Origin of the sequence: Streptomyces sp. NPDC046261 (genome assembly GCF_040646235.1) — a bacterium.
Taxonomy (GTDB): Bacteria; Actinomycetota; Actinomycetes; order Streptomycetales; family Streptomycetaceae; genus Streptomyces.
On sequence record NZ_JBEYZU010000020.1, the window covers coordinates 68,952 to 81,775 of the forward strand.

At 71.3% G+C, this 12,824-nt stretch carries 12 protein-coding genes; 6 read left to right on the forward strand and 6 right to left on the reverse strand.

Annotation, left to right across the window (positions count from 1 at the left end; genetic code table 11):
- Positions 1–41 precede the first annotated feature (41 nt).
- Both ABZ956_RS26120 and ABZ956_RS26125 read left to right on the forward strand, forming a co-directional pair.
- Positions 42–932: a sterol desaturase family protein gene (locus ABZ956_RS26120; protein ID WP_361898358.1), complete on the forward strand. Its 891-nt coding sequence runs from the start codon at positions 42–44 to the stop codon at positions 930–932.
- Positions 929–1,663 (forward strand): lysoplasmalogenase, encoded by a 735-nt coding sequence (locus ABZ956_RS26125; RefSeq protein WP_361898361.1) that lies wholly within the window; start codon positions 929–931, stop codon positions 1,661–1,663. The genes ABZ956_RS26120 and ABZ956_RS26125 overlap by 4 nt, the downstream gene beginning before the upstream one ends.
- Here ABZ956_RS26125 and ABZ956_RS26130 read toward each other — a convergent pair.
- A complete protein-coding gene (locus ABZ956_RS26130; protein WP_361898363.1) occupies positions 1,624–3,174 on the reverse strand; it encodes a S8 family serine peptidase in 1,551 nt (516 codons plus the stop codon). The two genes, ABZ956_RS26125 and ABZ956_RS26130, sit on opposite strands and share 40 nt — an antisense overlap.
- A 532-nt stretch (positions 3,175–3,706) precedes the next feature.
- On the opposite strand from ABZ956_RS26130, the gene ABZ956_RS26135 reads away from it, so the two are divergent.
- The 3 genes from ABZ956_RS26135 (at position 3,707) to moaA (ending at position 6,817) form a co-directional block, all read left to right on the forward strand.
- Positions 3,707–4,096 (forward strand): DUF485 domain-containing protein, encoded by a 390-nt coding sequence (locus tag ABZ956_RS26135; RefSeq protein ID WP_361898366.1) that lies wholly within the window; start codon positions 3,707–3,709, stop codon positions 4,094–4,096.
- On the forward strand, positions 4,093–5,739 hold the full coding sequence (locus tag ABZ956_RS26140) for a cation acetate symporter (RefSeq protein WP_361898368.1): 1,647 nt from the start codon (positions 4,093–4,095) through the stop codon (positions 5,737–5,739). The genes ABZ956_RS26135 and ABZ956_RS26140 overlap by 4 nt, the downstream gene beginning before the upstream one ends.
- A gap of 88 nt (positions 5,740–5,827) precedes the next feature.
- Positions 5,828–6,817 carry a GTP 3',8-cyclase MoaA gene (gene moaA, locus ABZ956_RS26145; protein WP_361898371.1) on the forward strand — a complete coding sequence of 330 codons (990 nt, stop codon included), beginning with the start codon at positions 5,828–5,830 and terminating at the stop codon, positions 6,815–6,817.
- On the opposite strand, the gene ABZ956_RS26150 is transcribed toward moaA, so the two are convergent.
- Positions 6,800–7,027, reverse strand: a complete 228-nt coding sequence (locus ABZ956_RS26150) for a hypothetical protein (protein WP_361898374.1) — start codon at positions 7,025–7,027, stop codon at positions 6,800–6,802. The two genes, moaA and ABZ956_RS26150, sit on opposite strands and share 18 nt — an antisense overlap.
- A gap of 229 nt (positions 7,028–7,256) precedes the next feature.
- The gene (locus tag ABZ956_RS26155; protein WP_361898377.1) at positions 7,257–7,631 is read right to left on the reverse strand and encodes a DUF3099 domain-containing protein; all 375 of its coding nucleotides are present in this window, start codon (positions 7,629–7,631) and stop codon (positions 7,257–7,259) included.
- Positions 7,632–7,853: 222 nt separating this feature from the next.
- On the opposite strand from ABZ956_RS26155, the gene ABZ956_RS26160 reads away from it, so the two are divergent.
- Positions 7,854–8,132, forward strand: a complete 279-nt coding sequence (locus tag ABZ956_RS26160) for a GlsB/YeaQ/YmgE family stress response membrane protein (protein ID WP_361898380.1) — start codon at positions 7,854–7,856, stop codon at positions 8,130–8,132.
- 92 nt (positions 8,133–8,224) lie between these two features.
- Here the strand turns inward: ABZ956_RS26160 and tyrS are convergent, their stop codons facing one another.
- The 3 genes from tyrS to ABZ956_RS26175 form a co-directional block, all read right to left on the reverse strand.
- Positions 8,225–9,628 carry a tyrosine--tRNA ligase gene (tyrS, locus tag ABZ956_RS26165; RefSeq protein WP_361898382.1) on the reverse strand — a complete coding sequence of 468 codons (1,404 nt, stop codon included), beginning with the start codon at positions 9,626–9,628 and terminating at the stop codon, positions 8,225–8,227.
- Positions 9,629–9,704: 76 nt separating this feature from the next.
- Positions 9,705–11,111 carry a metallopeptidase TldD-related protein gene (locus ABZ956_RS26170; protein ID WP_361898385.1) on the reverse strand — a complete coding sequence of 469 codons (1,407 nt, stop codon included), beginning with the start codon at positions 11,109–11,111 and terminating at the stop codon, positions 9,705–9,707.
- 168 nt (positions 11,112–11,279) lie between these two features.
- Complete coding sequence (locus ABZ956_RS26175; protein ID WP_361898388.1) at positions 11,280–12,806, reverse strand: TldD/PmbA family protein; 1,527 nt, start codon at positions 12,804–12,806, stop codon at positions 11,280–11,282.
- Positions 12,807–12,824 lie beyond the last annotated feature (18 nt).

A 12,824-nucleotide genomic window follows, 5' to 3' on the forward strand; every position in this document is an offset into this window, starting at 1 on the left:
ACCCCTAGCGGCACCCCCGCCGACGCCTTTATGGTGCCGCCATGCCGCACCTTCCCGATGTCGTGTTGTGGTCCGTACCCGCCTTCATCCTGCTCACCGCACTGGAGTTGGTGAGCTACCGGCTGCACCCCGACGACCGCGCCGAGGGCTACGAGGCCAAGGACGCGGCGACCAGCATCGGCATGGGGCTGGGCAGCCTGGTCTTCGACGCCCTCTGGAAGATCCCGATCGTCGCGGTCTACACCGCCCTGTACGAACTGACCCCGCTGCGCGTGCCCGTCCTGTGGTGGACGCTGCCGCTGATGCTCCTCGCCCAGGACTTCTTCTACTACTGGTCGCACCGGGGCCACCACGTCGTACGGATCCTGTGGGCCTGCCACGTGGTGCACCACTCCAGCCGCAAGTTCAACCTCACCACCGCGCTGCGCCAGCCGTGGACCTCGCTGACGGTATGGCCCTTCTACCTGCCGATGATCGCGCTCGGCGTGCATCCGGCGGCGGTGGCGTTCTGCTCGTCGGTCAACCTCGTCTACCAGTTCTGGGTGCACACCGAGCGGGTCGGCAAGCTGCCCCGGCCCTTCGAGTACGTCCTGAACACCGCCTCCCACCACCGGGTCCACCACGCCTCGCAGGGCGGCTACCTGGACCGCAACTTCGGCGGCATCCTCATCGTCTGGGACCGGATGTTCGGCTCGTTCGTCCCGGAGGGGGAACGGCCCGTCTACGGCCTGACGAAGAACATCGACACCTACAACCCCCTGCGCGTGGCCACCCACGAGTACGTGGCCATCGCGCGCGACCTGAAGGCGGCCGGCGGCTGGCGGGAGCGGGCCGGGCGCGTCTTCCGCAGGCCGGGCTGGCAGCCGGAGCGCACGGCGGAGCCGGCGGGAGGGACGGGCGCGAACGCCGCCGTCCCCGAGCGGGTCGCATGACAGGGGGCCGCGCTGCGCCCCTCGCGTTCGCCGCGGTCGCGGCGACGCACCTGGCCGCCCTCCTCGCGGACGCCCCGGTGCTCGCGCATGTCACCAAGCCGGCGCTGATGCCGCTGCTGGCGGTGTGCGTCCTGGCGCGCGGCGGGCCGCGCCTGCTGGTCCTCGCGCTGCTGTTCGGCTGCGGGGGCGACACCTTGCTCCAGGTGGGCGGGGAGGTCCTCTTCCTGCTGGGCATGGCCTCGTTCGCGGCCGGGCACGCCTGCTATCTGGTGCTCTTCGCCCGTTACGGAAGCCCGGGCGGCGCCCGTACGCGCCGGCTCGCGGCCGCGTACGCCACCGCCTGGCTCGGCACGCTCGCCCTGCTGTGGCCCGGCCTGGAGCCGGGACTGCGGGTGCCGGTCACCCTCTACAGCCTGCTGCTGACCGCGATGGCGCTCGGTGCGACACGGGCGCACCGGTGGGCGGGGGCGGGCGGGGCGCTGTTCCTGCTCTCCGACACGCTCATCGCCGGCGGGCTCGCCGCCTGGCCGCAGGCCCCGGCACCCCAATTCTGGATCATGCTCACGTACGTGGCCGCGCAGAGCCTGCTCACCCATGGGGTGCTGACGTGCGGGCGGCGAGAAGGGCATGAAGGACATGAAGGAGGGGCCGGGCGGCGGCCGCCCGGCCCCTCCACCGGTCATCCGCCGGGTCAGTCCTGGACGGCTGCCAGGGCGTCGACGATGCCGTAGCCGTAGAAGCTGTTGTTGTGCTTGGTGCCGGTGCAGGCGGCCTTCCAGCTACCCTTCCCGTCCGGGTCGTAGGCCGCCGTCGGGCAGCCCGGGTTCTTCGCCTGCGCCTTGAGGAGCCACTGGATCTCCTGCGGGCTCGACTTGGGGTGCGCGCTCTTCAGCAGCGCCGCCACACCCGCGACGTGCGGGCCGGCCATCGAGGTGCCCTGCAGGTAGCCCCAGTCGCCGCCCGGCATCGTGGACAGGATGCGGCCGTCCTTGGCGGGCAGCTCGGGCAGCTGGTACGAGTCGCCGCCGGGGGCCGCGACGTCGACGGCGTTGAGGCCGTAGTTGGAGTAGAACGACTTCTGCGACTTCACACCGGTGGCCGCGACGGTGACGACGCCCGGCAGCTGGGCGGGCACGTCGAGGCACTTCCTCGGGTCGATCTTGCGCGACGCCGGGGTGGAGTCGTTCGGGCTGGAGGCGTCGGTGATCTCCTTGGCCGCCAGGTCGAAGTTGGAGTTGCCCGCGGAGGCGACGTTGACCGCGCCCTTGTCCTGGGCGTACTTCGAGGCCCGGCCGACCGCGTCGGCTATCGCCTTCTGGTCGGCGTTGTCCGGGCAGTTGAACATCCACGGGTCGACGTAGTAGCTGTTGTTCGTCACCTCGACGCCGTGGTCGGCGGCGAAGACGAACGCGCAGACGACGCTCTCCGCGTAGAAGAAGCTGTCCTTCGGGGTGGACACCTTGATGCCGGAGACCTTCACGCCCGGAGCGACACCGGCCACGCCGACGCCGTTGCGGGCCGCGGCTATGGAACCGGCCACGTGCGTGCCGTGGTAGTCCTCGTCCGGGTTGAACGGGCGCCACGCGCCGGCGCTGGTGTCGGCCTTGCCGGAGACGCAGCTGGCGGACTGGCTCCTGGAGAAGTTCGGGGCTATGTCGGGGTGGGTGTCGTCCACGCCGGTGTCGATGACGGCGACCGTGACGTTCTTGCTGCCCGGGTTGACCTTGGCGGCCTTGTCGGCGTTGATCGCGCCGAGGTCCCACTGCAGGCCCTCCAGCGGCTCCTGGCCGGTGGCGGCCGAGCCGGCGGCCAGCGAGCGCGCGCCGTCCTTGGACAGCTTCAGCTTCTCCGGCTTGCCGTACTCGGTGGTGGTCGCGGCCTTCAGCGGCGCGGTGCGGGTGGCGCCCGCCGACTCCACACCCGGCACCGCCCGCAGCGCCTTGGCGAACTCGGGGTTCTTCGAGTGCGCGACGATGACGCCGATCTTGTCGTAGGAGACCACGACGGTGCCGCCGGCCCGGACCACGGCCTTCTTCACCTTGCCGAGCGTGCCGCGGTCGGTGGCGGTGTTCACGACGTACGACAGCAGCGGGCCGTCCGTGGTGACGGCGGCCCGCGGGGCGGCGTCGGCCTGCGGGGCGGCCGAGGCCGCGCCGGGCAGGAAGCCGAGGGAAGCGGTGAGCGCCAGTCCGACGGGGGCCGCCAGCAGGGCGTGCCGCCGTCTGGATCGCAGATGAGCCATGGGTACTCCACATCATCCGGAAATCCGCCCACGCACAGACGTGCGTGGGCGGGTGCATGACGAGTGAAGCTATCGCCGATCATGGCCCCGGGCAATGAATTCACCGGAGAAAGAAGGCGGGAGGGCCGTTCTCCGCGAGATGACCTCGCGTCAACCCCGCGTGAACGGAGGAACCCCCGGTCTGCGCAGTCCCGCCAGGCTCAGCGGGGCCAGCGCCACCCCCGGCCCGTACCAGCGAACCACCGTCCGCACGGCCGGGGCGGCAAGGGTCGGCCCCCTGCCCACCGCCGGCAGGGGAGCCGTCAACCTGACGCTCCCGAACGGGCGTCGGCCGGGGGACGGCTGGGGAGGAGTCGGGGCAGTGCTCACACCAGGGTCAACGAGGCCGAAGGCGGGCGGTTTTGCCCCACGCGGCCGCCACTGCGACATTCGGCGAACCAGCCCCTGTCGCATACTGCGGTGTCCCTCTACGATGCGTGATCCGAGTCACAGGTTCGGCTCGCGCCCCGCACGTCACTTGTCAGGAGAGACCGTGGACTCAGAAGAGGCCGTGGGAACGACACCTTCCACAGCCAGGGGGCCCGAGGAGCCCGTCCGCCCCGCCATCCCCGCCCAGCCCGAGCACTTCGCCGCCGTGCACGACAGTGCCGAATTCGCCGAACTGCGCCGGGCGCACCGCTCCTTCGCCTTCCCGCTCACCATCGCCTTCGTCACCTGGTACCTGCTCTACGTCCTGCTCTCCAACTACGCGGGCGCGTTCATGGACACCACCGTCGTCGGCAACATCAACATCGCCTTCGTGTTCGGGCTGGCGCAGTTCCTCACCACCTTCCTGATCGCCTGGTGGTACGCCAAGCACGCCGAAACGAAGATCGACCCGAAGGCCGAGGCCCTCAAGGCCCGTATGGAGGCGGGGGAATGATCCCGAGCACCACCCTCGCGGCCGACGCCGCGCACACGCTGGCCGCCGGGGGCGCCGGCGAACACCGCACGCTGATCATCACGCTGTTCTCCGTCTTCGTCGCCATCACCCTCGGCATCACCGTCTGGGCCGGCCGCCAGACCAAGGACGCCACCGACTTCTACGCCGGCGGCCGCTCCTTCACCGGCTTCCAGAACGGTCTGGCCATCTCCGGCGACTACATGTCCGCCGCGTCCTTCCTGGGCATCGCCGGCGCGATCTCCCTCTACGGCTACGACGGCTTCCTCTACTCCATCGGCTTCCTCGTCGCCTGGCTGGTCGCCCTGCTGCTCGTCGCCGAGCCGCTGCGCAACTCCGGCCGCTTCACCATGGCCGACGTGCTCGCCTACCGCCTCAAGCAGCGCCCCGTACGCACCGCCGCCGGCACCTCCACCATCGTCGTCTCGATCTTCTACCTGCTCGCCCAGATGGTCGGCGCGGGCGCGCTGGTGGCCCTGCTGCTCGGCGCCACCGGCGAGGGATCGCGGCGCTGGATCATCGTCCTGGTCGGCCTGGTGATGGTGCTGTACGTGACCATCGGCGGCATGAAGGGCACCACCTGGGTACAGATCGTCAAGGCGGTCCTGCTCATCGCGGGCACCCTGCTGATCACCGTCCTGGTCCTCAACAAGTTCAACTGGAACCTCTCCACCCTCCTGGGCCGCGCCGCCGAGGAAAGCGGCAAGGGCAAGGCGTTCCTGGAGCCGGGGCTGCAGTACGGCAAGGACGGCACCTCCAAGCTCAACTTCATCTCCCTCGGCCTGGCGCTCGTCCTCGGCACCGCCGGACTGCCCCACATCCTCATCCGCTTCTACACGGTGCCCACCGCCCGCGCCGCCCGGAAGTCCGTGAACTGGGCGATCGGCATCATCGGCGCCTTCTACCTGATGACCATCGCCCTCGGCTTCGGCGCCGCGGCCCTCGTCGGACCCAAGGCGATCACCGCCTCGAACGAGTCCGGCAACACCGCCGCACCGCTGCTCGCCCAGGAGGTCGGCGGCGGCGCCGGCTCCACGGGCGGGGCCATCCTGCTCGCCGTGATCTCGGCGGTCGCCTTCGCGACCATCCTCGCCGTCGTCGCGGGCCTGACCCTGGCCTCCTCCGCCTCGTTCGCCCACGACCTGTGGGCCAACGTCATCCGCAAGGGGAAGACCAGCGAGAAGGAGGAGATCCTCACCGCCAAGTTCGCCGCCGTCGTCATCGGCGCGATCTCCATCGTGCTGGGCATCTTCGCCCACCGCCTCAACGCCGCGGCCCTGGTCGCGCTCGCCTTCGCCGTCGCGGCCTCGGCCAACCTCCCGACGATCCTCTACAGCCTCTTCTGGAAGCGCTTCACCACCCGCGGCGCCCTCTGGTCGATCTACGGCGGACTGATCTCCTCGGTCACCCTCGTGATCATCTCCCCGGTCGTCTCCGGCAACCCCAAGGCCCTCTTCCCCGACCTGGACTTCGACTACTTCCCCCTCGGCAACCCCGGGCTCGTCTCCATCCCGCTCGGATTCCTGCTCGGCTGGGCGGGCTCCCTGCTGTCCAAGGAGGCCCCGGACGAGAAGAAGTACGCCGAACTCGAGGTCCGCGCGCTCACCGGGTTCGGGGCGCACTGACGCCCGTACGGGCCCCTTCCGCCGGCGATCGCGTACGCTGCCTCGAGCGAACGTACAAGCGTTTTCAGTCGGCGGGAGGGGCCTCACCGTGCTCATCGACACCTACGGCCGCGTCGCCACGGACCTGCGCGTCTCCCTGACCGACCGCTGCAACCTGCGCTGCACCTACTGCATGCCCGAAGAGGGCCTGAAGTGGCTCGCCAAGCCGGACCTGCTCACCGATGACGAGATCGTCCGCCTGATCGGCATCGCCGTCACCGCCCTCGGCGTCACCGAGGTCCGCTTCACCGGCGGCGAGCCCCTGCTGCGCCCCGGCCTCGTCTCCATTGTCGAGCGCTGCGCCGCCCTCGCCCCGCGCCCCAAGCTGTCGCTGACCACCAACGGCATAGGGCTGGCCCGCACCGCACGGGCCCTGAAGGACGCCGGCCTGGACCGCGTCAACGTCTCCCTCGACACCCTCCGCCCCGAGGTCTTCGCCGCCCTGACCCGCCGCAAGCGCCACCAGGACGTCCTCGACGGGCTGGCCGCCGCCCACGCCGCCGGCCTGACCCCCGTCAAGGTCAACGCCGTCCTGATGCCCGGCCACAACGACGACGAGGCGCCCGACCTCCTCGCCTGGGCCGTCGAGCAGGGCTACGAACTGCGCTTCATCGAGCAGATGCCGCTGGACGCCCAGCACGGCTGGAAGCGCGACGGCATGATCACCGCCGAGCGGATCCTGACGAGCCTGCGCACCCGCTTCGCCCTCACCCCCGAGCCGGGCGCCGAGCGCGGCTCCGCCCCCGCCGAGCGCTGGATCGTCGACGGGGGCCCGGCCCGCGTCGGCGTCATCGGCTCGGTCACCCGGCCGTTCTGCGCCGCCTGCGACCGCACCCGGTTGACCGCCGACGGACAGGTGCGCACCTGCCTGTTCGCGACCGAGGAGTCCGACCTGCGCGGAGCGCTGCGCTCGGGGGCGACGGACGAGGACATCGCGCGGCTGTGGCGCACGGCCATGTGGGGCAAGAAGGCGGGCTCGGGCCTGGACGACCCGGCCTTCCTGCAGCCCGCGCGCCCGATGTCAGCGATCGGAGGCTGACGCCTCCCACTCCTCCAAGGTCACCACGTCCTTGAGGAACCCGCGCAGGTCAAGGAAGTTGGACAGGTGTTCGCGGTGCTCGTCGCACGCGAGCCAGGTCTTGCGGCGCTCGGGGGTGTGCAGCTTCGGGTTGTTCCACGCCAGCACCCACACCGCGGCGGCACGGCAGCCCTTGGCGGAGCAGATCACGGCATTCTCGGGGGAGTTCACCCCTCGACTCTACGACGCCGGAGATCGTCACGGCCCCGGCAGACACGGCGACGCCGGGCAGCCACGGGGGGAGCCGCCCGGCGTCGGTCTGTCGCTCCGACGGGGGATGCGGAGCGCCTACGAAGTATGTCACGCGGTGCCCGGCGCGGGGCACCGATCCACATGATTGATCTGAGGTTTTCTTGAGCTTGTCACACCGTCCTCCGCCGGACCGCCCGGAACCGGAGGATCAGCCGTGCTCGGGTCCCTGATCGCGCCGCGGGGCCCCGTCGGCTTCCGGGACGGGTTCCGCCACGCCGCCCGCGGGCCCCGTCGTCAGCATCGGACGGGTCGGCGCCGGCACGAACGTACCCGGCAGTGAAGGGGTGTTCTCCCGGCCCGCGTTGGCGATGACGACGGCCACATACGGCAGCAGCGCGCCCAGGACGAGCGTGCCCACCGCCACGTAGCGCTCGATGTTCCACAGGATCACGGTCAGCACCACGGACAGGGTGCGGACGCCCATCGAGATGACATACCGGCGCTGCCGCCCGCGCACGTCCTCCGCCAGGCCCTGCCGGGCACCGGTGATCCGGAAGACCTCCGTACCACCCAGCTTCCGCATCACGTTCCACCACCCGACTGCCGCGCCGACGCCCTTCGGGCCCGTACGTACTCAACGTTACGCCGAGGCCCCGCCGGGTACGAGACCGGGGCGCCTTCCGGCTGGCTCACGCTCAGGCGCCCGACGTGCGCATACGGCGTACGGGCCGCTCCGACGTGCGCCGTAGCGGGCACAGCCCCACAATGGCGGAGCACGCCACATCGCTATCCACGAGGAGGCGGCATGAACTGGTTGTGGGCAATCGTCGTCGGACTGGTCCTGGGCCTGATCGCCAAGGCGATTCTGCCGGGCAAGCAGCAGGTCCCGCTCTGGCTCACCATCATCCTCGGCCTGATCGGCGCCCTGCTCGGCAACTGGGCGGCCTCGGCGCTGGGGGTCGAGCACACCAAGGGCGTCGACTGGGTCCGGCATCTGCTGCAGCTGGTCGGTGCGGTGATCGTGGTCGCGATCGGCGACCGGCTGTGGGTGGGGATGCGGGGGAGCAAGCGCAGAACCACCTGAGCGCGGTCACGGAAAAAGAGCTGGGGCGGCCGGCGCGCGTCACGCGCACCGGCCGCCCCATGAGCCGTTCGGGCAGGTCAAGCCCCGGCGGACTACAGCCCGCGCAGCTCGGCGATCTTCCGGCCGGCCTTGAGGTAGACCCCGGTCACCTCGCGCCCGGCGAGCAGCTCCCGGGCCACCTCGCCCAGCGGGCGGATGGCGTCGGCCTCGGCCAGCACGACCGCCTCCTGGCCGCCGTCGGCCTCCAGGACCAGCCGCAGGCCGTTCTGCTTGGCGACCCGGCGGGCGGCCGAGGCGCTCGGCTGGAAGCCCAGCACCTTGCTGAGGACGGCCGTGGCGGGCTCCTCGCCGTGTTCGGCGAGGTCCACCACCGGCGTCTCGACCTCGGTGAAGGTCTTCTTCGAGAACTGCGCGACGAAGCCCGCGCGCGCCGCCATCGCCGCCTCCACGCCGTACAGCGCGGCCACGACCTCGCCCGCCAGGACCTTCTTGAGGTCCATCGGGTGCAGCGTCTTCTCCCCGATGCGGGAGAGGACCAGCGCGATCTCCGCGTCCGTCCACTCCGTCCATGCCTTCAGGTACGGCTCCATCAGCCGGTCCGGGACCGACATGATCTTGCCGAAGACGTCGTCGGCGGGCGCGGACAGGCCCACGTAGTTGCCCTTGGACTTGGACATCTTGGCGCCGGTGCCGTCCGTGCCCTCGATGAGCGGCATGGTGACGACCAGCTGCGGCTTCTGGCCGTGCACCTCCATCAGCTTGCGGCCCATCTGCAGGTTCAGCAGCTGGTCCGCGCCGCCCAGCTCCACGTCGCACTCCAGCGCGACCGAGTCCAGCGCCTGCGCGATGGGGTACAGCATCTCCGTCATCGTCAGGCCCGAGCCGTCGGCCAGCCGGTTGCGGAAGTCCTCGCGCTGCAGCAGCTGCGAGACCGGCACCTGCGCCAGCACGCCGAGCAGCTCGGGGAAGGTGTAGGGCGCCAGCCACTCGCTGTTCTGGACGAAGCGGACCTTCTCGAAGTCGAAGAAGGGCCGGACCTGCTGGCGGTAGCCCGCCAGGTTGGCGGCGATGTCCTCGTCCGTCAGCGGCGGACGCTCGGCCGTGCGGCCCGTCGGGTCGCCGATCTTGGCGGTGAAGTCACCGATCAGCAGCGTGACGTCGTGGCCCATGCGCTGGAAGCGGCTGAGGACCATCATCGGCACGGCGTGGCCGAGGTGCACATCGGCCGCCGTCGGGTCGATGCCCAGCTTGATGTGCAGGCCCTTGCCCTCGGCACTGCGTGCCTCGATGCGCTCGGCCAGCTTGGCGACGCCCGGCAGCACCTCGACCGTGCGCGCGGCGATGAGCTCGGCCTGGTCCTTCGCCGGCAGGTCCGTCAGGTCCAGATAGCGGCGCGCCTTCGTCTCCGTGAGCAGCTGCTCCACGGTCGAGTCGGTGGAGAGGTCCTGCGCCAGCAGTGCGCTGGCGCGCGCGACGGAGTCGCCGAGGCGTGTCATCGTGACGTTCCTGTGGTGGTTGTCGGACAGCGGACAGACCGAGTCTATTTGCTCGGCGCAACCGATTTCGCGCCGGTCATACGCCCTGACTGACCGAGCTCATGTTGAAGTCCGGAATCCGCAGTGCCGGCATCGCCGCCCGGGTGAAGTAGTCCCCCCACTCGCGCGGCAGCGTCGGCTCGGTGCGGCCCGCCTCCGTGGCCCGCCCCAGCAGCCCCACCGGCGACTCGTTGAAGCGGAAGTTGTTGACCTCGCCCACGACCTCGCCCTTCTCCACCAGGTACACCCCGTCCCGGGTCAGCCCGGTCAGCAGCAGCGACGCCGGGTCCACCTCACGGATGTACCACAGGCAGGTCAGCAGCAGGGCCGGCCCCTCATGGCCGCTCGCGGCCACCATCTCGGCCAGGGACCGGGTACCACCCGCCTCCATGATCAGGTTGTCCGTGTACGGCGTCACCGGCAGCTCCGTCAGGCCCGCGCTGTGCCGCGTGGTCAGCAGGTGCTCCAGCACCCCGTCCCGGATCCAGTCGGTGGCCGCCAGCGGCAGCCCGTTGTCGAAGACCGACGCGTCGTCGCCCGAGCTGGCGGCCAGCACGAACGGCGCGCACTCCAGCCCCGGCGCGTACGGGTCGCTGCGCAGCGTCAGCGGCAGCGCCGAGAGCTTCTCCCCGATCCGGGTGCCGCCGCCGGCCTTGGAGAAGACGGTGCGGCCCTCGGCCGCGTCCCGGGCCGCCGCCGACCACTGCTGGTAGACGAGCAGATCGGCCACGGCGGTCGGCGGCAGCAGCGTCTCGTACCGCCCGGCGGGCAGCTCCACCTTCCGCCGCGCCCAGGCCAGCCGCTCGGCCAGCTCGGCGTCCATCGCGCCCGGGTCCACGTCCGTGAAGTCCCGGGTGGCCCGCCCGGCCCACGCGGAACGCGTCCGGTCCGGGCTCTTGGCGTTCAGCTCCAGCGTCCCGGTGGGCTGGTCGTGCCGCAGCCGCAGCCCGGTGGAGGTGCCCAGGTAGCTGGAGACGACCTCGTGACGGGCGAAGCCGTACAGCTCCCGCCCGGCGGACCGGGCCCCGGCGAAGGCCTCGCCGAGCGCCGGGGCGAAGTCGTCGAACACGGCGGAGGAGGTCTCCTCGGGCGCGTCGGTGAACGCGGGGGAGTGCGGCACCCCCGACACCAGCGGCTGAGCGTCCTCGGCGGGCCCCGCCTCCCGCGCGGCCGCCTCCGCCGCCCGCACCAGCGACTCCAGATCGGCGGCGGTCACCGCCGACCGGGACACGACCCCCGAGGCCGTGCCCTCGCCGCCGTCCACGGTCGCGATCACCGTGACGTCACGGCCCCGGGTGACGCCGTTGGTGGTGAGCGCGTTGCCGGCCCAGCGGAGGTTGGCGGTGGAGTGCTCGCCCGCGATGACGACGCAGCCGTCGGCACGGGAGAGCTCGAGGGCACGCTCGACGATCTCGTGGGGCTTGTTGCTCCTACGGGCACTCACTGACCGGCCTCCTGCGTGGTGTTAAGACTGTGCTTACCCGGGGGGCAACCCCCGGACCCCCGGCCGCTTCCGTGCTCGCCGCTCACTGACCGGCCTCCTGGGTCGTGTTGAGACTGTGCTTACCCGGGGGGCAACCCCCGGTCCCCCGGCCGCTTCCGTGCTCGCCGCTCACTGACCGGCCTCCTGGGTCGTGTTGAGGATGTTCACGCCCTGGAAGAGGGCGGACGGGCAACCGTGCGACACGGCCGCGACCTGACCGGGCTGCGCCTTGCCGCAGTTGAAGGCGCCGCCCAGGACGTACGTCTGCGGCCCGCCGACGGCCGCCATGGAACCCCAGAAGTCCGTGGTGGTCGCCTGGTAGGCCACATCCCGCAGCTGACCCGCCAGCCGCCCGTTCTCGATCTTGAAGAAGCGCTGCCCGGTGAATTGAAAGTTATAGCGCTGCATATCGATGGACCACGACCGGTCGCCCACCACGTAAATGCCCTCGTCGACACCGGAGATGAGCTCCTCGGTCGACGGCCCGTCCGGCGCGGGCCGCAGGGAGACGTTCGCCATCCGCTGCACGGGCACGTGCGAGGGCGCGTCGGCGTACGCGCAGCCGTTGGAGCGGCCCAGGCCGGTGAGGCGGGCGGTGCGGCGGTCCAGTTGGTAGCCGACCAGGACGCCGTCCCTGACCAGGTCCCAGGACTGACCGGCCACGCCCTCGTCGTCGTAGCCGACGGTCGCCAGGCCGTGCTCGGCGGTGCGGTCACCGGTCACGTTCATGATCTGCGAGCCGTACCTGAGCGTCCCCAGCAGATCGGGCGTCGCGAACGAGGTGCCCGCGTACGCGGCCTCGTAGCCCAGCGCGCGGTCCAGCTCGGTGGCGTGGCCGATGGACTCGTGGATGGTCAGCCACAGGTTGGACGGGTCGACCACCAGGTCGTACGAGCCCGCCCGCACGCTCGGCGCGCGCATCTTCTCCGCGAGCAGTGCGGGGATCTCCGCCAGCTCGGCGTCCCAGTCCCAGCCGCCCGCGCCCGTCAGGTACTCCCAGCCCCGGCCGACCGGCGGGGCGAGGGTGCGCATGGAGTCGAAGCCGCCGCCGGCTTCGTCCACCGCCACGGCCGTGACCTGTGGGTGCAGGCGGACGCGCTGCTGGGTGGTGGTCGTGCCGGCGGTGTCCGCGTAGAACTTGTTCTCGTGCACGGTCGTCAGCGACGCGTCGACGTGCGCGACGCCCTCCGCCGCCAGCAGCCGCTCGCTCCACTGGGCGAGCAGCCCGGTCTTCTCGGAGTCCGGGACCGAGAAGGGGTCGATGTCGTACGCCGAGACCCACGTCCGGTCCGCGTGCACCGGCTCGTCCGCCAGCTCCACGCGCTCGTCGGACCCCGCGGCGGCGATGATCTTGGCCGACAGCTTCGCCATCGCCACCGCCTGGGACGCCACCCGTGCCGCGGCGTCCATCGTCAGGTCCACACCCGAGGCGAACCCCCACGTGCCCCCGTGCACCACCCGCACCGCGTATCCCAGGTCGGTGGAGTCCGAGGAACCCGACGGGCGGGCGTCCCGCAGCCGCCACGAGGCGCTGCGCACCCGCTCGAAGCGGAAGTCCGCGTGCTCGGCCCCCAGCGCGCGCGCCCTCGCCAGGGCCGCGTCGGCCAGGGGGCGCAAGGGCAGGGCGAGGAACGAAGGGTCGATCTCATGCGGCACGGTCCACTCTCCTTCTCG